Raw genomic sequence first — 18,884 nt, forward strand, 5'->3', positions numbered from 1 at the left:
CACAAGCGCCGGCAGCGATTAGCGCGTGCGTTCGTTGATTGTTAATCACTTGCGGCTATAGAGAGAAAAATCGCTGCGGCTTGAACCTCTGCGCCGAATAAGGTAGGAGATCAGCATCGCGTATCCCCGCTTTTCAAGGGATCTCCGCTTTTCCACGTCATAACAAGACCGGATGCAGCATTTCAGAGAACCGGCCGAGGAAAATTAGTTGCCATGAAAACCTTTGCTTTCACTGTCAAATGTAAATCCATGCGCGGCGTTGTCGCAGCGATTTCCGGCTTTCTCGCCGATAACGGCTGCAATATCACCGACAGCGCGCAGTATGACGATCAGGAAACCGGGAATTTTTTTATGCGGACCAGTTTCCTGAGCGAAACGGGCAAGACGCTTGAAGAGTTGCGCGAGGGCTTTGCGCCGGTCGGACGGAAATTCGACATGGAATATGATTTTCACGACGAAGCGAAGAAAATGAAGGTCATCATCATGGTCTCGCGTTTCGGGCACTGCCTGAATGACCTGCTCTATCGCTGGCGGATCGGCGCAATGCCGATCGATATCGTCGCCGTGATCTCCAACCATCTTGACTATCAGAAGCTGGTCGTCAACCACGACATCCCTTTCCACCATATCCGGGTGACGAAAGACAACAAGGCCGAAGCCGAGGCCGCCCAGATGCAGATTGTCGAGGAGACGGGCGCCGAGCTGATCGTGCTCGCCCGCTATATGCAGATCCTGTCGGATGAGATGTGCCGCCGGATGGCCGGGCGGATCATCAACATCCATCATTCCTTCCTGCCGAGCTTCAAGGGCGCGAATCCCTACAAGCAGGCATTTGATCGCGGCGTCAAGCTGATCGGCGCCACGTCGCACTATGTCACCGCCAATCTCGACGAAGGGCCGATCATCGAGCAGGACATCATCCGCGTCAGCCACGCGCAAAGCCCCGCCGATTATGTCAGCCTCGGCCGCGATGTGGAAAGCCAGGTGCTCTCGCGCGCGCTGCATGCGCATATCCACCGCCGCGTCTTTATCAACGGCAACAAAACCGTCGTCTTCCCCGCCAGCCCCGGTAGCTACGCCTCGGAGCGGATGGGCTAAGCCCGTACACTTCCGCCGCCAGCTCTCCTGCCGCGATTCGAGGCGACCGCCTGCCTGTCAGTCGGGATAGACGCAAGCCTCAAGCGCCGCGGCGACCTGCACTGCGAAACGCGCGGACGCGACGGGAAGCGTGCGCCCGCGTTTCTGGCCGAGGATCAGGCTTCCGGGTTTCAGATCCTTGTCCGAGATTGCCCGATAAACCAGCTCATCGCCCGCATTGTCAGGAAGGCCGATCGGGATCTGGAAACCGATCACATTCTCATGCCGGACATAATGCCGGATAAGCTCAAAACTCTCCGTTTCGACCATCGGTGTCAGCTTGCGCAAATTGCGCCGCGCCGCGGTATCAAGGAGATGCCGCACCCCATACTCAACCGTCGGCACGATATGCGGCCAGTCAAGACAATCACGTAAACGGATTTCCTTTCTGCGGGCGAGCGGGTGCCCTGCCTGCATGATGGCGCAGACGGGCTGCGGGATGATCTGGAGTACTTCGAAATCCACGAGATAAAGCGGCTCGAACACAAGCGCGAGATCACTGGAATAGCTTGCCAGCTCCTGTTCCGTCTGGCTGCGGTCGCGGACATTGACGGCAAAGCTGACCCCCGGATGCTCGGCGCGATATTCGGCAATCTGCCGCGGCAGAAAATAGGGCAGCAGCGCCTGCGAACAGGCAATGGACACATGCCCGCGCCGCACGCCTGAAAGATCCGCCACCTGCCCCTGCACGCGCGAAAGGTCGGACTGCATGACCCGGTAATGATGCAGCAGCAACTCCCCCGCCGGGTTGAGCCGCACCCCGCCCGGAACGCGTTCGAAGATTTCCGCGCCGAAATCCTCCTCAAAACGGATGATCCGCCGGGTCAGCGCCGAGGCCGTGATGTTCATATCCTCCGCCGCGCGTCGCATCGAGCCCGCGCGCGCCACCGCTTCAATGAGCCGAAAAGTAAGCAAGTGTCTCATTCAGAACGATATTTCCTGACGTGGTGCATTTTACGAACCGGCTTGCTGAATTCTTAGCAATTTTATGTACCGTAAATCACCCTATTCTGGTCCGCAATGAATTTCACGTTGCGAAAGGGCTCAAGATGACAATAAACAGGCGTCAATTTCTCAAGGCCGGCACCGCCGTTATCAGCGCGGTTCCCTTTGCCCGGAACTTTGCAGCCGTCGCTGCACCATCGGACCAGATCGTCGTTGCGACCGGGCAGACCATCAACAGCCTCGATCTGCACCGGACCGGCACCAACCGGCCGAGTTACCAGATCGCCATCAATTGCTATGACCGGCTGGTGACGTTCGGAACCAAGACGCTGGAGAATGGGGATGTTTCCTTCGATTATTCGAAAATCGAGCCGGAGCTGGCCGAAAGCTGGTCCATCTCCGACGATGGCCTCAACATTACCTTCAAGCTCAAACCCAATGCGGTTTTCTGGGACGGGCGAAAAGTAACGGCGGCCGATGTCAAATGGTCGTTCGACCGGGCGGTAACCGTTGGCGGCTTCCCCACCACGCAGATGCGGGCCGGCGGTTTCAGCCGCCCCGATCAGTTCGAAGCGATCGATGCGGAAACTTTTCTGGTGCGGCTCGACAAACCGTCCAAACTCTCGCTGCCTGATCTCGCGGTCCCCGTTCCCTTTGTTATCAATTCCGAGGTCGCGAAGGCGCATGCAACCGCCGCTGATCCGTGGGCGATGGAATATCTGCACACGACGCCGGCAGGGTCGGGCGCTTATAAAGTGGCGCGCTGGGATGCCGGCCGGCAGGTGGTGTTCGAACGCTTCGATGGCTGGGTGGGCGGTCCCCTGCCCAAGGTCAGGCGGATCGTCCAGCGCGAAGTGCCGAGCCCGGCGACGCGCCGCGCGCTTATCGAACGGGGCGATGTGCCGATCTCCTTCGATATTCCCGATAAGGACGCCGCGGAACTCGCCAGCAAACTGACCGTTCATTCGACGCCGATCGCCAACACGATCCACGTCGTCGGGCTGAATTTCAATTTTGCGCCGTTTCAGGATGCCAATGTGCGCAAAGCCATTGCCTATGCGATTCCGTATGAAGAAATCTTCAAGACGGCCGCCTATGGCCGCGGGGCGCCGCTCTGGGGGGCAACCGGCCCTATTGAGGACACCGCCTGGCCCCGCAAGTCGCCCTATTTCACCGATCTCAGCAAAGCGAAAGAGCTGATGGCGGCATCGGGCTATGCGGACGGGTTCGAGGTGCCCCTCTCGATCAGTACCGACCTTGCGACGTGGATGGAGCCGACGGCACTGCTCATCCAGGAAGCCGTCGGCAAGATCGGGATCAAGACGGAAATCGAGAAAATCCCCGGCGCGAGCTGGCGAACGGCCGCGCTTGTCGAAAAGAAGCTGCCGTTCCACCTTGAAAACTTCGGCGGCTGGCTCGATACGCCGGACTATTACTACTACTGGGCCTATCTGAAGGGGAATCTCTTCAATTCCTCGAACTATCATAATGACGAGGTGGCGAAGCTGACGGAGGAAACCCTGCCGATGGCGCAGGATGATCCGCAGTATCTCCCCAAGATCAAACGCATGTTCGAGATCGCCTTCGAGGATCTGCCCCGCATTCCGCTTTACCAGCCGGCGCTCAATGTCGCCATCAACGGTGCGGACGGCTATGAATTCTGGTTCCACCGCCAGCTCGATATCCGCAGCCTGGGCGGATCGGAGAGCTGATATGAGCGGGCGAGTCGCGGCCATATCTTTGCGCATTGCGCAGGCCATCCCTGTCATCATCGGCGTGATCGTGATCAGCTTTCTGCTGACCCGCGCCCTGCCGGGGGATCCTGCCGTCCAGTTTGCCGGGGCGGCCGCGACGCCCGAATCCATTGAACAGGTCCGCCGATCCCTCGGGCTCGACAAGCCGCTTCCCGAGCAGTTCATTATCTATGTCGGAAATTTGCTGCAAGGGGATCTCGGTCAGTCGGTGGCGACCGGCAGGCCTGTGATCGAGGAGCTCACCGCCCGTCTGCCGGCGTCGCTTGAACTCACGCTGACCGCGTTGCTGCTTTCCTGCCTTGTTGCCATTCCGCTCGGCATCCTTGCCGCGACGCGGCCGGGAAGCTGGGTGGATCAGCTGTGCCGCCTGCTGGTGACGGCCGGCGTCTCGCTGCCGACCTTCTTCACCGGACTTGTGCTGATCTATGTCTTCTATTACCTGCTCGGCATCGCCCCCTCGCCCCTCGGACGGCTCGATTTCATCTATCTGGAGCCACCCCATGTCACAGGGTTTTTCCTGATCGATTCGCTGCTGGCCGGCGATCTCGCAACCTTCATGGGGGCGCTCCGTCAACTGATCCTGCCCGCCGTCACCCTCGCGCTCTTTACCCTTGCGCCCATCGCCCGCATGACCCGCGCCGCCATGCTCTCGGCACTTGGTGCCGATTATATCCGCACGGCGCGCGCTGCCGGTCTCGATCGGCGCAAGATCCTCTATGGCTATGCCTTTCGCAACGCCCTTCTGCCGGTCGTCACGACGCTTGGCATGGTATTCTCCTTCGTGCTCGGCGCCAATGTGCTGGTCGAGAAGGTGTTCGCCTGGCCGGGGATCGGCTCCTACGCGGTGGAAGCGCTGGTCACCTCTGACTATGCCGCCGTGCAGGGCTTCGTCCTTGCCATGGCGCTGCTGTTCGTCGTCCTCAACCTTCTCATCGATCTCGCATATTCGATCATCGATCCCCGCTTCGGAGCAGATGCCAGATGACAGAGCTTACCTCAGTGACGCCCGCCGCCGCACCCGTTCCCCGTTCCGCGCTGCCGGCGCATATGCTCTATGTGTGCCGGGAAAATCCGGTGACCGCGATGGCCTTCGTGATGTTCGCCTTCTTTCTGCTCTCCGCGCTGATCGGCCCCTATGTGGTGCCGTATGATCCGCTTGCGACCAGCTCGGCGAAGGCCCTGCATCCGCCAAGCCTTGCGCATCCGTTCGGCACCGACAACCTCGGGCGTGACGTGTTCAGCCGGGTGATTGTCGCAACGCGGCTCGACCTGGTGATTTCGATTGTCGCTGTTGCCATTTCCTTCGTGATCGGCTCCGTCCTCGGCGCGATCTCCGGCTACCGCGGCGGATGGGTTGACGGCGCGTTGAACCGTATTCTCGACACCATCATGGCGTTTCCCCTCTTTGTGCTCGCCATGGGGATCGTTGCGGCGCTCGGCAATTCGGTCGCCAATATTATTCTTGCAACGGCCGTTATCAATATCCCCTTCTACGCGCGGCTGGTCCGCGCCGAGGTGAGTATCCGGCGCGACGCCGGCTTCACCCTCGCCGCCCGGCTCGCAGGCAACTCCGACTTTCGCGTCCTGGCCTTTCATATCTTCCCCAACTCCCTGCCGCCGATGATGGTTCAGGTTTCCCTCAATCTCGGCTGGGCCATCCTCAATGCGGCGGGCCTCAGCTTCATCGGGCTCGGCGTCAGGCCGCCGACGCCGGAGTGGGGCATCATGGTCGCCGAAGGCGCGAACTACATTATTTCCGGTGAATGGTGGATGGCTCTCTTTCCCGGCCTCTGGCTGCTGCTCGCGGTCTTTACGTTCAACCTTCTCGGCGATGGCCTGCGCGATATCGTCGATCCGCGGCGGAGGACATAGACATGCTCTCGATCAGCGACCTCAATGTCTCCTTCCGAACGCGGCGGGGCGATGTCAACGCCGTCAATGGCATCAGCTTCCAGCTTGCCAAGGGTGAACGGCTCGGCATCGTCGGCGAAAGCGGATCGGGAAAATCCGTCACCTCCTATGCGCTGATGCGTATCCTCGATGCGGGAGGGCGGATCGTCGCCGGCGAAGCAACCTACAGCGGGATCGATCTCCGCCGCGCCAGCGAAGCCGCCATGAAAGATATCCGCGGCCGGGAAATCTCGATGATTTTCCAGAACCCGCGCGCCGCTCTCAACCCGATCCGCAAGATCGGCCACCAGATCGAGGACGTCCTGCGCCAGCACAGCCAGGCGGTCGCATCGGACGCAAAGGAGAAGGCCATTGCCGCGCTTGAGGCGGTCCGCATCAATGACGCCGCGCGGCGCTATGAGGCGTATCCCTTCGAGCTATCCGGCGGCATGTGCCAGCGCGTTGTCATTGCAATCGCGCTTGCCTGCAACCCGCAGCTGCTGATCGCCGACGAGCCGACGACGGGCCTTGACATCACGACGCAGAAGGCGGTCATGGATCTTGTCGATGAGCTGGTCCGCGCGCGCGGAATGTCGTCCATCCTGATCACACACGACCTCGGACTTGCCGCCGGCTACTGCGACCGCATCGTGGTGATGAAGGACGGCCTGATTGTCGAAGAGGGTGATCCGGCGACGCTTTTTGCCGATCCGCAGCGTCCCTATACCCGCCGCCTTGTCGATGCGACCCCGCGCCGGGGAGTCAGCATCCGCTCTCTGCTTCCCAAGACGCATCGAACCCCCGAACCGCCGCGCGACATCGGCGAGGAAATATTGCTCGATGTCATCAATCTGAAGAAAAGCTACATGGGAAAATCCGGGCCGGTGCATGCCGTCAAAGGCATCAATTTCACCATTCGCCGGGGGGAGAGCGTTGGGCTCGTCGGGGAATCGGGCTGCGGCAAATCGACAACCTCCTCCATGATCGTACGGCTGCTCGATGCCAGCGCCGGCCAGATCCTATACCGGGGAGAGGATCTGGCAGCCGTTCCGGCGCGGCAGTTTGCCCGCAACCCGCTGCGGTCGAAAATCCAGATGGTTTTTCAGGACGCGACCGACAGCCTCAACCCGCGCCATACGGCCCGCCAGTCCATTGCCGAGCCGCTGCTGCGTCTCTCAAATCTTCGCGGCGAGAAATTAGGCGCGCGCGTTGAGGAGCTGGCTGCCCTCACCGGCCTCCCCGTTCATTTGCTGGACCGGTTTCCCCATCAGCTGTCGGGCGGGCAAAAGGCCCGCGTCGGCATCGCCCGCGCCATCGCCCCCGATCCCGACTTGCTGATCCTCGATGAACCAACGGCCGCCCTCGATGTGTCGATCCAGGCGCTCGTCCTCAATCTGCTCTCTGATCTCCGCGCCAGGCTCGGCATGAGTTATCTCTTCGTCAGCCATGATCTCAACGTCGTCCGCCTCCTGTGCGATCGGGTTGTCGTTATGAAAGACGGCGCGATTGTGGAGGCCGGACCGGCCGGCGAGGTGATGGATACGCCCTCGCATCCCTATACCCGTGAACTTCTCGCCGCGGCCCCAGAGGCGCCGTGCCGCCTCAACCCCTGATTTCGAGTAACGACAATAAAGATGGACGCCATGATTACCACCATGCCCTTTCAGATCGAAAAGCTGCGCCATGCCTATCGCAAGGGGCTGCGGCCGGAAACCGTCATCGGGGAAGCCTTCCGACGGCTTGAGGAAACCGGGGATGGGGGCATCTTCATCCACACCGACCGCGACGCCGCGCTCGCCGCCGCGGCTGCGCTTGGCGCTTATGACGGGCGGCCGCTCTGGGGCATTCCCTTCGCGGTAAAGGACAATATCGACGTTGCCGGCATGCCGACGACCGCGGCCTGCCCCGACTTTTCCTATCTCCCCGATCAGGATGCGCTGACGGTCGCGCGTCTCAAGGCGGCCGGCGCCATTTGCCTTGGCAAAACCAATCTCGACCAGTTTGCGACCGGGCTCGTGGGCTTGCGCACGCCTTATCCCGCGCCGAAAAATGCGCTCGATCCGTTGATTGTTCCGGGCGGATCCTCGTCCGGCTCGGCGGTTGCCGTGGCCCGCGATATCGTCGCCTTCTCGCTCGGCACCGATACCGCAGGATCGGGCAGGGTTCCCGCCGCCCTCAACAACATCGTCGGTCTCAAACCCACCCTTGGCGCGCTCTCCTGCAGCGGCGTCATTCCGGCCTGCCGCTCACTTGACACCGTTTCCGTCTTCGCCCGCTCCGTTGACGATGCGTGGATTGTCTATAGCGAGGCGGCAGCGTTCGATCCGGAGGATGTCTATTCCCGCCCGTTGCCCACCCCGCGCCTCTGGGGCGTTCCGCCCGTTCTGCGGATTGGCGTTCCCGATGCGGCCAGTCTCGAGACTTTCGGCGATGCGCTTCAGAAGGAAAGCTTCCGCAAAACGCTCGCAATGCTGAAATTGAACGGCGCCGTTATTGCCGAGATCGATTTTACGCCCTTCTTCGACGTCGCCGGGCTTCTCTATGGCGGCGCATGGGTGGCGGAACGCATCGCGGCGGTTGGCGATCGCTTGGCAACAGCTCCGCAGACCATGCATCCGACGGTGCGGGCCGTTTTGGAGCCGGGCTTCGCCGTGACGGCCGCTGACGCCTTTCGCGATACCTACCGCCTTCGCGCGCTCGATCGGCGCTGCCGGGAGGTGATGGCCGATCTCGACCTTCTCTGCGTTCCCAGCATCCCGACCTTTATAAGCGTTGCGGAAGTCGAAGCCGAGCCCGTTGCCGCCAATTCAAAACTCGGCACCTATACAAATTTCGTCAACCTGCTGGATTTATGCGCCATCGCCGTACCGACCGACCGCCGCGCGGATGCGCGCCCCGGCAGCGTAACGCTGATCGCGGAAAGAGGGCGCGATGCCCTCTGTGCGGCGGTCGCGGGACGGATCGAACGCGACGCCGGGAAAGCCCCGCGCCTTCTGCCCGCTCCCGATGTGCAGGAGGATGAAATCGCCCTTGCCGTCTGCGGCGCGCATATGTCCGGACTGCCGCTCAACGGTGAACTGACGCGGCGCGATGCCCGATTTCTCCGCCGGTGCCGAACCGCGCCGCGCTACAGCTTTCACGCCCTTGCCGGCAGCGCGCCGAAGCGACCGGGTCTCGTGCTTGAAAAAGAGGGCGGTACGGCCGTTGCCGTGGAAGTATGGGCGCTGCCCCGGAAATATGTTGGCGACTTTCTGGACGGGATTCCCGCCCCCCTCGCGATCGGCACGGTGCTGCTCGATGACGGTACTGTGGTCAAGGGCTTCGTCTGCGAGGCCGGCGCGCTTGACGGCGCGGAGGATATCAGTGAGTTGGGCGACTGGCGCAACTATCTCGGCCGGCATATGTCCCGCGGCGCCTGAAGGCCGGGACTGTCCCTGCCATAAAGCTGCCTGCGCCTTCTGGCTGCCGTCTTCTGATATAGAGGGAAATGGTGCCGCTGGCCTGACTCGAACAGGCGACCTACGCATTACGAATGCGGTGCTCTACCAACTGAGCTACAGCGGCGGATCCTGAATTGCGGCACACATATAATCTGCCCGGAAAAGAGAAGCAAGTGTTTCCTCGCCTCCCGCTGTATTATTCCGGCAGACGGCAGGATGGAGCGGAGCGCGAGGCCGTCACGGCGCCGCCGTGATTTCCCGGACAACCTCCACCTCGAGCGCATCGGGATGGTGCATGCCGCGATCGACGGTACGCCACTCAAAACTGTTGAAGCTGCCGCAGGCCGGGCAGTGGCTCTGCCATTCATCCTCCTGACGGCCGCAGGAATTGCAGATCCAGAGCGGATCGGGCGGCGCGACGGAACTTTTCAGGATCCATTCGCGCGCGGCAAGCGCATCGGCGTTTGCCTCCTCCTCGAGTTCTGCAAGGAGACGCAGAATGCCCGCGGTCGGATGGTCGCCGCCTGCTTTCAGCAGATGCTCCCGCGCGACGCTCCAGTCATGCGAGGCCAGCGCCGCCCGTGCCAGCATCAGATGCGTCTCAATGTGATCGGGGTTATTGGGCGCCACCATTTCCTCCGCGCGGCGCCGCCAGTCATCGGCCTGCTCGCCGCTCCCCGTCGCCCGGATCGCCTCCGCGAGATCCTGATGCGGCGCATTTTTCCAGGCCTCTCCGATAAGTTTGCGGAGTTTGCGCGAATTGCCCTGCTCGGCGAACGTCAAGGTGACCGCGAGCACCGCTGCCGGCACAAAGGCCGGATCCAGCGCATGTGCCTGCTCGGCAAGCGGAAGCGCTGCCGCGTCGCCCTTTTCCCGCTGCACGGCGCGCGCGCGCTCATAGGTGATGACCGCTTTTGCGCGCCGCACCGCATCGCTTTTCGCCGCCTTGCCACGTGACATGCGGTTGAGGATCTGATCGGCCGCGTCCCAGTCCCGCTCTTTCAGCGCGAGCTCATAGAGATGCTTCTGCACCCATTCAGTGCCGGGGCGGAGTTCCTCCGCCCGCTCGGCGAGGCTGCGCGCTTTGGCGATGTCGCCGTCGCGGATAGCGCGGTTGATCAGGCCGCGAAGGCCGAGAAATTCGGTATCGCGGCGCTGCATCATGCGATCGTAATAGATGTTCGCGGCCCGGTCATCGGCATTCAGCTCCGCAGCTTGCGCGGCGAGCAGAAGTGTCATCGGCTCGCCCTTGAGATGCTTCTCGGCGGCAACCGCCTGACGGCGCGCTTCATCGGCATCCCCTGCGGCGATCGCCACCATGCCGCTTGAGATTGCCTCCAACCCCTTGTTGCGGCGGCGCTCGGAGAAGACATTGCCGATCCGGCCCGGGCTGTGCTTGAGCCAGACCCAGAAGCGGTAAAGCAGCGCGACCAGCACCGCAAAGACAAGCGCCAGCACGGCCACCACGATGACAGACGTCTCCACCACCCAGCCGCCCCAGGCGAGCCGGACATCCCCCGGATGATCGGACAGCCAGACGGCGCCGAGCGCAATCAGGACGATCAGGGCGAAGATGAAAAGAATGCGGGTCATGTCGCCCCCTCTACTCTGCCGCAGGCGCTGCGGCCGGGGCCGCGGGCGGAGCAGGTGCAGGGGTCGCCGCTGCGCTCGCGGTCACCGTATGAAGAAGGCCGGTAATCGCGTTTTCCACGGCGAGGCGTGATTTTGCTTTATCAAGCCACGGACCAGCGATCTCCGCCGCGGGGCCTTCAAGGCTCTCCACCTCGGCAACCGCACCGGCGAGATCATTATCGGCGAGCTTCTGCTCGGCGCGGGCGACCACGGCATCAATATCGCCGCTGTCCTTGTCATCGACACGGCGGAATTTCACTGCCGAGGCAAGCCGGTGCAGCGCCTTGCCGTACCATGTCTCGCCGGAGGGGAGGCGCGCCGTCTGGGTGACATCGGTGGCGATGCGGCCGAAATCTTCGCGAAGCGTCGCAACTGTCGGCGCACCGGTCGCCGCGATCGGTTGCAGCGGCCCGATCAGATCGGCGAAGCGGTCTTCGGCGACGGCCGACAGCTGCTGCAGGGAGGTCTCAAACGGATCGCTGCCGCGCGTCTCCCGCTGCAACTGCCCAACCGCGAGCAGCATCAGCGTGCGGCGGCTTTCCTCGGCCCGGTTCGCCTTGGCATCAATTTCGGATTTGAGCGCGGCTTCCAGCGTCGCGATCTGGCTGGCCTGCGCCGCAACCGTGTCGCGCTCCCGGGCAAGGCTGTTCTGCAAATCGCCAAGCTCGGTCTTCACATCGAGAAAGCTCGTTTTCAGATCAACGATCTCACTCTGCACTTCGGGGCTTGGGACGGGCGGGGCGATCTCGGCAGCCTCAAGTTTCGCCAGGCTTTCCTGCTGGGCGGAAAGCTGCTCGCTCGCAGCCGCAAGCGTCTGCTGCTGCTCTTCAAGCCGCGCCGCAAGAGCGGCAAGCTCACCCTTCATCGTTTCACCCAGAGCGGCGACATTTTCAGCCGGCGCGCCGCCGTCCGGCGTCACGCGCGCAGGAAGCGCCTTCACCTCTTCCTCAAGCGCTGTCAGCCGCTCGGCAAGGGCGGTGTAATCGCCCTTCATTTCATCGCGAAGCGCCGAAAGCGCACCGCTCATGTCACTGGCCGCACCCGTATCGCCAGCCGGCGCGCGGGCGAAGCGACCATCGATAATCGCCGCCGCCCGCTCCGGCAGATAGGGCGCCGCAATTGGATAAAGGATTGGCCAGAAGGCGAGGCCAAGGCAGAAAACAATGAGGAGCGCGGCCGCGATGAGCCATCCGCGCGATGAGCGCGATTTCAAATGCCGCTCCGTCGAGGTGCGGCTCGCGCTCCGGTCCGGTCGCTCATCGGGCGTTGCTTTCAACATCTCCCCGGGTGTAACCCCCGGCGTCTTGTCCGCTGCGCGCTCCGGCGACGCGCCTGTCGCCTTTTCAGTTTTATCCGTACCGGCAGCAGGAACTGCGGTCCCGCCCTCCTCCGTCTTGCCAGATTTCTTGTCGGACATGCTACGCTCCCTTGACGTGTCGGGGTTGTCATCCTTCTGCTCAGCTTGGCCGAGAGGCGGCAGCAACGCAAGCAGCTTTTCCTGATCGGGTTCCGCGGCGATTTTCACCTCGCGGAACGGTAATGTGGCGATTTTCTCGGCGATAGCGGCGCTGAGGCAATAGGCCGTCATCGGCTTCATATGCAGCGCGAGGCCGGCCGCGGTGACGATACCGGTGAAGATGGCAGCGGTGCGCGGGGAATAGAGAAGAACGGCGTCGATCTTGCCCGCCCTGATCTCGCGGGTAATTTTCGCGTCCATAGAGGTGACCGGCAGCGCCTCATAGAGCACGGCGCGCTCGACGGTAAAGCCATTTTCGCTCAGCATCCCGACGAGATCGCCGGCAACATCCGCGCCCGAGATATGGATGAGTTTTCCGGCGCCCGGAGCCGCATCCCGCACCACCACATCGTGAAGCGAATGCACATCGCCGCCCGCCGCCGTGACCGATTTGAAGCCCTCGCCCTGAAGCGCTTCCGCCGTGCCGCGCCCGACAGCGAAACATTTGAGATCGCGATCCACCGCCGTCCGGCCGATCGCGCGGGCACCATTCGCGCTGGTCACGAGAAGCGCCTGCACGCCGCCCGTCTCAATCTCGCGCGGCGGCAGATGTTCGATATACATCATCGGCGCAAGGCGAGGCTCATGCCCCATCGCGGACAGAATGCCCGCGAGACGGGTCGCGTCAGGCTCGGGTCTCGTGATCAGTATTTTCATCAGCGCCCAGTTTACAGGCCAAATGACAAATTGGCACCCCTTGCGCGCGCCTTTAATTCTTCACCGAGGCTGTTGCCAAGTCGGACCGCGTCCTCGGCATCGGCGCGCCCGCTCGTATCGAGGCGGATCGAGCCGTCTTCGGCGAGCAGGCTGGCGCGGCAATAGAGGCGACCATCCGCCTCCAGTTCCGCATAGCCCGCAATCGGCGTGCGGCAGGAACCGTCGAGCGTCGCGAGCATCGCCCGCTCGCAGGTGATGCGGGCAAGGCTCGGCGAATCATTGATGGGCGCCAGCAGGGCGGCAATCTCCTCATCATCGAGGCGCCGCTCAATCCCGATGGCGCCTTGCGCGACGGCAGGCAGCATGTCGTCGACCGAGAGCAGCTGGCTGATCACCGCCTCCTTGCCAAGACGGCGGAGCCCCGCGAGCGCGAGCAGCGTCGCATCGGCCTGCCCCTCATTGAGTTTGCGAAGCCGCGTATCAACGCTGCCGCGGAAGATATCGACGCGAAGATCGGGCCGGCGGTTCAGGATCTGCGCCTGACGGCGGAGGCTGGAGGTGCCGACAAGCGCGCCCGCCGGCAGATCCGCAAGGCCGCGCCCATCGGCGGTGATAAAGGCATCGCGCGCATCTTCGCGCGGCAGGATGCAGTCGATAATAAGGCCGGGCGGCAGCGTCGTCTCCATATCCTTCATCGAATGCACGGCGAAGTCGATGGCGCCGGCCATCAGCGCCTCTTCCAGCTCCTTTACGAACAGCCCCTTGCCGCCGGCTTCGCGGAGCGCGCGGTCCTGGATGGAATCCCCCGTTGTCTTGATGACGACGACTTCAAGCTGCGCCGGATCAAGTACGCCCGGATGAGCCGCGAGCAGCCGCCGCCGCGTCTCATCGGCCTGCGCGAGCGCGAGCGGACTGCCCCGGGTGCCAATTTTGTATGTTTTGACAAAGGTCATGTTGCGGGATATTTCCTGAGATGTTAGTGCCTTGTACGATCTGCCGTGCCTTGTACATAGAAAACAAATGCCAAACAAACAAGTCATAGTCCTCGGGCTGGAAAGCAGCTGCGATGAAACTGCCGCCGCCGTGGTGACGGGGGAGAAGCAGATTCTTGCCAATGTCGTCCGCTCGCAAATTAAGGAACATACGCCCTTTGGCGGTGTGGTTCCGGAGATTGCGGCGCGCGCCCATGTCACGGAAATGGACCGGCTGATCGATCGGGCAATGCGCGAGGCGGGGATCGGCTATGGCGATCTATCCGCTGTGGCGGCAACGGCGGGTCCCGGCCTGATCGGCGGGGTGCTGGTCGGGCTGATGACGGCGAAGGCGATTGCCTCGGTGGCGGGCGTGCCGCTGATCGGCGTCAATCATCTGGAAGGCCATGCGCTGACGGCGCGCCTGACGGGCGATGTTGAGTTTCCCTATCTCCTCCTCCTCGTCTCTGGCGGGCATTCGCAGCTCCTTATCGTCGAGGGCGTCGGGCGCTATCGCCGGCTTGGCACGACCATCGACGATGCGGTGGGCGAGGCGTTCGACAAGACGGCTAAGATGCTCGGTCTCGGCTTTCCGGGCGGCCCGGCGGTTGAGAAAGCGGCAAAGTCCGGCGATCCGACGCGCTTTTCCTTCCCGCGGCCGATGAAGGGGCGGGCGGGCTGCGATTTCTCCTTCTCCGGCCTGAAGACCGCGGTGCGGCAGGCGCGCGAGAAGCTCGGCGATGGCGCGACGGATCAGGATATCGCCGATCTCGCCGCCGGATTTCAGGCCGCGGCTATTGAGAGCCTGATGGACCGGGTGACGCAGGCGCTCGATATTTTTCAAAACGAATATGGGGCGGGCGGCACGCTCGTCGTCGCGGGCGGCGTTGCCGCCAATCAGCAGCTGAAAGCATCATTGGAGGAACTCGCGGCCGGGGCGGGCATCCGTCTTGTCGTGCCGCCACCGAAGCTTTGCACAGATAACGGCGCGATGATCGCCTGGGCGGGGGTTGAGCGGCTGCGGGCCGGATTTACCGACCCCCTCGATCTCGCCGCGCGGGCGCGCTGGCCGCTCGATCCTGACGCCGAACCCGCCCCCTTCGCCGGATATAAAGCATGAGAAACGGAACAAACTAATGACCGAAGACGAACAGAAGCAGGCTGCCGCCGCAAAGGCCGTTGAATATATCGAAGAGGGCATGGTGCTCGGCCTCGGCACCGGCTCCTGCGCCGCCAAGATGGTCGACCTGCTCGGCAAGCGCGTGGCGGAAGGCCTTCGCGTCACCGGCGTTCCGACATCGGAGGCAACCGCCGCGCAGGCCCGCTCCCTCAATATCCCGATCGTCGGCCTTGATGAGGTAAGCGTCATCGATCTCACCATCGATGGGACCGATGAGGTCGACCCCGAAGGGCGGCTGATCAAAGGCGGCGGCGGGGCGCATCTTCGGGAAAAAATCGTCGCCTCCCTCTCGGACCGGATGATCGTCATTGCCGAAGCAAAAAAGAAAGTTCGCCAGCTCGGTGCCTTCAAGCTGCCGGTCGAGGTGGTCCGCTTTGCGGCAGGCGCGCTTAAGCCGAAGCTGGAAGCGCTCGGCTCCGTCCCGACGCTCCGCCTCGCGAAAGACGGCACGCCCTTCCTCACTGATGAAGGCAACTACATCTACGACTGCGCCTTCGGAAAGATCGACGATCCCGAAGAACTCGCCCTAACGTTAAGCACCATGCCGGGCGTGGTCGAACACGGGCTTTTTATCGGCTATGCCGATCTTATCCTGATCGGCACCGATGACGGCGTCGAGGTGATCGAGATCTGACGCGGATCGGCATCCCTGCCCGCGCGCCATTTCTGATCTTCTGATTGACGGCGGAACATGTTAAGCAAATTCTTGACGGGGCAGGAAGGGGGCAGGGCAGAGGGATGACAAAGGTAAGTGTAATTGGCGCCGGCGCCTGGGGGACGGCGCTTGCGATCGTCGCAGAGAAAGGCGGCAATGAAGTGCGCCTCTGGACACGGCAGCCCGCCCACGCCGAGGCGATCACGCGCGAGCGCTCTAATTCAAAATACCTTCCCGGCATTTCCCTGTCGCCCGCAATCCGCGCCACCAGCGATCTTGCCGAGGCGGCGGAGGCGGACGTCCTCCTCCTCGTCGCGCCCGCGCAGCATGTGCGCACCACCCTCACCGCGCTTCACCCTTATCTCGACCGGCGCGTCCCGCTCGTCATGTGCGCCAAGGGGGTCGAGCAGGGAAGCGGCCGCCTGATGAGTGAGGTGATGACCGAGGTCGCCCCGAATAACCCCATCGCCATTCTGTCGGGCCCGAATTTCGCGCGCGAGATCGCCATGGGGCTGCCCGCCGCGGCAACGCTTGCCGCCGCAGAGCGCGAGGTCGGCGCGGCGCTTGTCAGCACCCTCGGCCTCCCCGCCTTCCGCCCCTATTACACCGACGATATCATCGGCGCGCAGATCGGCGGCGCGGTCAAAAATGTGCTCGCCATCGCCTGCGGCATCGTCTCGGGCGGCAAGCTCGGCGAGAATGCCCGCGCCGCGCTGATCACCCGCGGCATGGCGGAGATCCTCAGGCTCGGCGAGAAACTCGGTGCCCGCGCCGAGACATTGATGGGGCTTTCCGGCCTTGGTGATCTCGTCCTCACCTGCTCCTCGCCTGCGTCACGAAATTTTTCGCTCGGCGCGGCTTTGGGGCAGGGAGACATCCTTGGCGAGATTTTACAGCAGCGGAGCACGGTCTCGGAAGGCGTCTATACCGCCTCCGCGCTCTGCCGCCTTGCCGACAAGTTCAATATCGAAATGCCGATTTGCGTCGCCGTCAACGAAATCCTGAACGGCGGCGTTGCGGTCTCGAGCGCGGTTGAGGAACTGCTCGCCCGCCCGTTCCGCGATGAACGCCTCGCCGGCTTCTAACAGACTGAAACAAGGAGAGAAAATATGCTGTTCATTGCCTACTGCGCCGATAAGGCCGGACATCTTCATGTGCGTCAGGAGACGCGCCCCGCGCATCTCGCCTTTCTCGCCGAGAAGGGTGATGATCTGAAGCTCGCCGGACCCACGCTGGATGAGAGCGGGGACGCGCCGAACGGCAGCCTGCTGATCTTTGAAGCAAGCGATATCGATGCCGCAAAATCATGGGTTGCAAAGGACCCGTATGCCGCCGTCGGCCTCTTCGAGAGCGTCGTTGTGAAGCCCTGGCGGCATGCCATTGGAAAGGGCCTATAGCTGCGCGAGGCATGTTGCCTTTCGCCAATGACTATGATGTATTGGCGGCACCGGATCATAATAATAACAACAGAGGTTATCCAACATGCTGTTTACCGAAGAGCATAATGCCCTGAAAAATACCGTTCTGAAAATCATGGATGAACATATCAATCCATATGTTCAGGAATGGGAGAAAGCGGAAATTTTCCCGGCGCACAAGATCATGAAAATCATGGGCGACGCCGGCCTGCTCGGCATCTCCAAGCCGGAGAAATATGGCGGTCAGGGCCTCGATTTCACCTATGAAATGGTGCTCGCGGAAACGCTGGGCGGCTGTCGCGCCAATGGCGTCTCGACATCGATCGGCGTGCAGACCTCGATGTGCACCCCGGCGCTGACCAAGCACGGCAGCGAAGAGCTGAAGCAGGAGTTTCTCGTGCCCACCATCGCCGGTGATCTCGTCGGCTGCATCGGCGTCAGCGAGGAGGCCGCAGGCTCAGACGTCGCCAGCACCCGTACGCACGCCCGCCGCGACGGCGATGACTATATCATCAACGGCGAGAAGATGTGGATCACCAACGGCGTTCAGGGCGACTGGATCTGCCTGCTTTGTAATACCTCGCAGGACGGCGGGCCGCACCGCAACAAGTCGCTGATCATCGTGCCGCTGAAATCGAAGGGCGTCTCGGTCGCCCGCAAGCTCGACAAGATGGCCCTCAAATGCTCTGACACGGCGCAGCTCTTCTTTGACGACGTGCGGGTTCCCGCCCGCAATCTGATCGGCGAGGAGAACAAGGGCTTCATCTATCAGATGGAGCAGTTCCAGATCGAGCGTCTCTATATCTCCGCCCGCGCGCTTCGCGGCTGTGAGCTCGCGATCGAGGAGACCATCAACTACACCAGCATGCGCAAAGTCTTCGGCGAGACCCTGCTCGACAAGCAGGTCGTCTATCACAAGATGGCCGAGCTGCAGAGCCTTGTTGAAGCGGCAAGGTCGCTGCTTTACCGCGCCGCGGCGGAATATGCGGCGGGCAATGACGTGACCAAGCTCGCCTCGATGACGAAATATGTTGTCGGCGCGCTTTGCAACAAAATCCCCAATGAATGTTTGCAATACTGGGGCGGACAGGGTTTTATGAACGAGAACTGGATTTCACGCGGCTACCGCGATCTGCGCCTGACCTCGGTCGGCGGCGGGGCCAACGAAATCATGCTCGAAATCATCGCCAAGCAGATGGGCATTTTCCCGGGCCGGCGGAAGAACTAGAAGCGACTGATGAAATACTGGCTTATCAAATCGGAACCGGGCACCTGGTCCTGGCAGGATCAGGTCGATGCGGGAGAGAAGGGCACCCATTGGGACGGGGTGCGCAACTATCAGGCATCGAACAATATGAAAGAGATGAAGATCGGCGATCTTTGCTTTTTCTATCACTCGGTTTCCGAAAAGCAGATTGTCGGTATTGTCGAAGTCATCAAGGAATATTACCCCGATCCCAGCGATGCGAAGGGCCGCTTTGGCATGGTTGATGTCAAAGCGGTCAAAGCCCTGCCGAAGCCGGTGACGCTGGCCGATATCAAGGCCGATCCGCGCCTCGAGAACTTTGCGCTCGTCCGCCAGAGCCGCCTTTCGGTGGTGCCGGTGGACGAGGCGACATGGCATCTGATCAGCCGGATGGGCGGCCTATAAGCCTCCCCGCCGGCTATGGGGTCGCGCATCCACCAACG

General features: G+C 62.3%; 16 protein-coding genes and 1 tRNA gene. 12 read left to right on the plus strand and 5 right to left on the minus strand.

Annotation, left to right across the window (positions count from 1 at the left end):
• Positions 1-213 precede the first annotated feature (213 nt).
• A complete protein-coding gene (gene purU, locus V7Z56_RS06420) occupies positions 214-1,098 on the plus strand; it encodes a formyltetrahydrofolate deformylase (RefSeq protein ID WP_334128542.1) in 885 nt (294 codons plus the stop codon).
• Between the two features lie 57 nt (positions 1,099-1,155).
• Here the strand turns inward: purU and V7Z56_RS06425 are convergent, their stop codons facing one another.
• On the minus strand, positions 1,156-2,061 hold the full coding sequence (locus tag V7Z56_RS06425; RefSeq protein WP_334128543.1) for a LysR family transcriptional regulator: 906 nt from the start codon (positions 2,059-2,061) through the stop codon (positions 1,156-1,158).
• A 125-nt stretch (positions 2,062-2,186) separates the two neighbouring features.
• Here V7Z56_RS06425 and V7Z56_RS06430 point away from each other — a divergent pair, with 125 nt between their 5' ends.
• The 5 genes from V7Z56_RS06430 to atzF are packed head-to-tail and all read left to right on the plus strand — an operon-like array spanning position 2,187 to position 9,145.
• Positions 2,187-3,794 (plus strand): ABC transporter substrate-binding protein, encoded by a 1,608-nt coding sequence (locus V7Z56_RS06430; protein ID WP_334128544.1) that lies wholly within the window; start codon positions 2,187-2,189, stop codon positions 3,792-3,794.
• A 1-nt stretch (position 3,795) separates the two neighbouring features.
• On the plus strand, positions 3,796-4,821 hold the full coding sequence (locus V7Z56_RS06435; protein WP_334128545.1) for an ABC transporter permease: 1,026 nt from the start codon (positions 3,796-3,798) through the stop codon (positions 4,819-4,821).
• Positions 4,818-5,708 carry an ABC transporter permease gene (locus tag V7Z56_RS06440; protein WP_334128546.1) on the plus strand — a complete coding sequence of 297 codons (891 nt, stop codon included), beginning with the start codon at positions 4,818-4,820 and terminating at the stop codon, positions 5,706-5,708. Before V7Z56_RS06435 ends, V7Z56_RS06440 begins: the two co-directional genes overlap by 4 nt.
• A gap of 2 nt (positions 5,709-5,710) precedes the next feature.
• A complete protein-coding gene (locus V7Z56_RS06445) occupies positions 5,711-7,339 on the plus strand; it encodes an ABC transporter ATP-binding protein (protein ID WP_334128547.1) in 1,629 nt (542 codons plus the stop codon).
• Between the two features lie 21 nt (positions 7,340-7,360).
• The gene (gene atzF / locus V7Z56_RS06450; protein WP_334128548.1) at positions 7,361-9,145 is read left to right on the plus strand and encodes an allophanate hydrolase; all 1,785 of its coding nucleotides are present in this window, start codon (positions 7,361-7,363) and stop codon (positions 9,143-9,145) included.
• A gap of 69 nt (positions 9,146-9,214) precedes the next feature.
• Here atzF and V7Z56_RS06455 read toward each other — a convergent pair.
• The 4 genes from V7Z56_RS06455 to hemC all read right to left on the minus strand — a co-directional run bounded on the left by V7Z56_RS06455 (position 9,215) and on the right by hemC (position 13,924).
• A tRNA-Thr gene (locus V7Z56_RS06455) sits at positions 9,215-9,290 on the minus strand.
• A gap of 113 nt (positions 9,291-9,403) precedes the next feature.
• Entirely contained in the window at positions 9,404-10,759 is a 1,356-nt protein-coding gene (locus tag V7Z56_RS06460) for a heme biosynthesis protein HemY (RefSeq protein WP_334128549.1), read from the minus strand.
• Between the two features lie 10 nt (positions 10,760-10,769).
• A complete protein-coding gene (locus V7Z56_RS06465; RefSeq protein ID WP_334128550.1) occupies positions 10,770-12,971 on the minus strand; it encodes a uroporphyrinogen-III synthase in 2,202 nt (733 codons plus the stop codon).
• 11 nt (positions 12,972-12,982) lie between these two features.
• Positions 12,983-13,924, minus strand: a complete 942-nt coding sequence (gene hemC, locus V7Z56_RS06470; RefSeq protein ID WP_334128551.1) for a hydroxymethylbilane synthase — start codon at positions 13,922-13,924, stop codon at positions 12,983-12,985.
• A gap of 67 nt (positions 13,925-13,991) precedes the next feature.
• Here hemC and tsaD point away from each other — a divergent pair, with 67 nt between their 5' ends.
• From tsaD to V7Z56_RS06500, 6 genes are all read left to right on the plus strand, one after another.
• Positions 13,992-15,062: a tRNA (adenosine(37)-N6)-threonylcarbamoyltransferase complex transferase subunit TsaD gene (gene tsaD, locus V7Z56_RS06475; protein WP_334128552.1), complete on the plus strand. Its 1,071-nt coding sequence runs from the start codon at positions 13,992-13,994 to the stop codon at positions 15,060-15,062.
• 16 nt (positions 15,063-15,078) lie between these two features.
• Positions 15,079-15,756 (plus strand): ribose-5-phosphate isomerase RpiA, encoded by a 678-nt coding sequence (rpiA, locus tag V7Z56_RS06480; RefSeq protein ID WP_334128553.1) that lies wholly within the window; start codon positions 15,079-15,081, stop codon positions 15,754-15,756.
• Positions 15,757-15,860: 104 nt separating this feature from the next.
• Positions 15,861-16,862 carry an NAD(P)H-dependent glycerol-3-phosphate dehydrogenase gene (locus V7Z56_RS06485; RefSeq protein WP_334128554.1) on the plus strand — a complete coding sequence of 334 codons (1,002 nt, stop codon included), beginning with the start codon at positions 15,861-15,863 and terminating at the stop codon, positions 16,860-16,862.
• Between the two features lie 24 nt (positions 16,863-16,886).
• Positions 16,887-17,174 carry a YciI family protein gene (locus V7Z56_RS06490; RefSeq protein WP_334128555.1) on the plus strand — a complete coding sequence of 96 codons (288 nt, stop codon included), beginning with the start codon at positions 16,887-16,889 and terminating at the stop codon, positions 17,172-17,174.
• Positions 17,175-17,259: 85 nt separating this feature from the next.
• Positions 17,260-18,423, plus strand: coding sequence for an acyl-CoA dehydrogenase family protein (locus V7Z56_RS06495; protein ID WP_334128556.1), 1,164 nt, complete (start codon positions 17,260-17,262; stop codon positions 18,421-18,423).
• Between the two features lie 9 nt (positions 18,424-18,432).
• The gene (locus V7Z56_RS06500) at positions 18,433-18,846 is read left to right on the plus strand and encodes an EVE domain-containing protein (RefSeq protein ID WP_334128557.1); all 414 of its coding nucleotides are present in this window, start codon (positions 18,433-18,435) and stop codon (positions 18,844-18,846) included.
• Positions 18,847-18,884: the final 38 nt, after the last annotated feature.

It is taken from the genome of Sneathiella sp. (genome assembly GCF_036844445.1).
Lineage (GTDB): Bacteria > Pseudomonadota > Alphaproteobacteria > Sneathiellales > Sneathiellaceae > Sneathiella.

Bases quoted from the DNA above. Each gene is read 5' to 3' on its own strand.
- tsaD (WP_334128552.1), top strand. From the start codon at position 13,992: ATGCCAAACAAACAAGTCATAGTCCTCGGGCTGGAAAGCAGCTGCGAT.
- hemC (WP_334128551.1), bottom strand. From the start codon at position 13,924: ATGACCTTTGTCAAAACATACAAAATTGGCACCCGGGGCAGTCCGCTC.
- rpiA (WP_334128553.1), top strand. From the start codon at position 15,079: ATGACCGAAGACGAACAGAAGCAGGCTGCCGCCGCAAAGGCCGTTGAA.
- V7Z56_RS06490 (WP_334128555.1), top strand. From the start codon at position 16,887: ATGCTGTTCATTGCCTACTGCGCCGATAAGGCCGGACATCTTCATGTG.
- V7Z56_RS06465 (WP_334128550.1), bottom strand. From the start codon at position 12,971: ATGAAAATACTGATCACGAGACCCGAGCCTGACGCGACCCGTCTCGCG.
- V7Z56_RS06500 (WP_334128557.1), top strand. From the start codon at position 18,433: ATGAAATACTGGCTTATCAAATCGGAACCGGGCACCTGGTCCTGGCAG.
- V7Z56_RS06425 (WP_334128543.1), bottom strand. From the start codon at position 2,061: ATGAGACACTTGCTTACTTTTCGGCTCATTGAAGCGGTGGCGCGCGCG.
- V7Z56_RS06430 (WP_334128544.1), top strand. From the start codon at position 2,187: ATGACAATAAACAGGCGTCAATTTCTCAAGGCCGGCACCGCCGTTATC.
- V7Z56_RS06495 (WP_334128556.1), top strand. From the start codon at position 17,260: ATGCTGTTTACCGAAGAGCATAATGCCCTGAAAAATACCGTTCTGAAA.
- V7Z56_RS06435 (WP_334128545.1), top strand. From the start codon at position 3,796: ATGAGCGGGCGAGTCGCGGCCATATCTTTGCGCATTGCGCAGGCCATC.
- V7Z56_RS06445 (WP_334128547.1), top strand. From the start codon at position 5,711: ATGCTCTCGATCAGCGACCTCAATGTCTCCTTCCGAACGCGGCGGGGC.
- purU (WP_334128542.1), top strand. From the start codon at position 214: ATGAAAACCTTTGCTTTCACTGTCAAATGTAAATCCATGCGCGGCGTT.
- V7Z56_RS06485 (WP_334128554.1), top strand. From the start codon at position 15,861: ATGACAAAGGTAAGTGTAATTGGCGCCGGCGCCTGGGGGACGGCGCTT.
- atzF (WP_334128548.1), top strand. From the start codon at position 7,361: ATGGACGCCATGATTACCACCATGCCCTTTCAGATCGAAAAGCTGCGC.
- V7Z56_RS06460 (WP_334128549.1), bottom strand. From the start codon at position 10,759: ATGACCCGCATTCTTTTCATCTTCGCCCTGATCGTCCTGATTGCGCTC.
- V7Z56_RS06440 (WP_334128546.1), top strand. From the start codon at position 4,818: ATGACAGAGCTTACCTCAGTGACGCCCGCCGCCGCACCCGTTCCCCGT.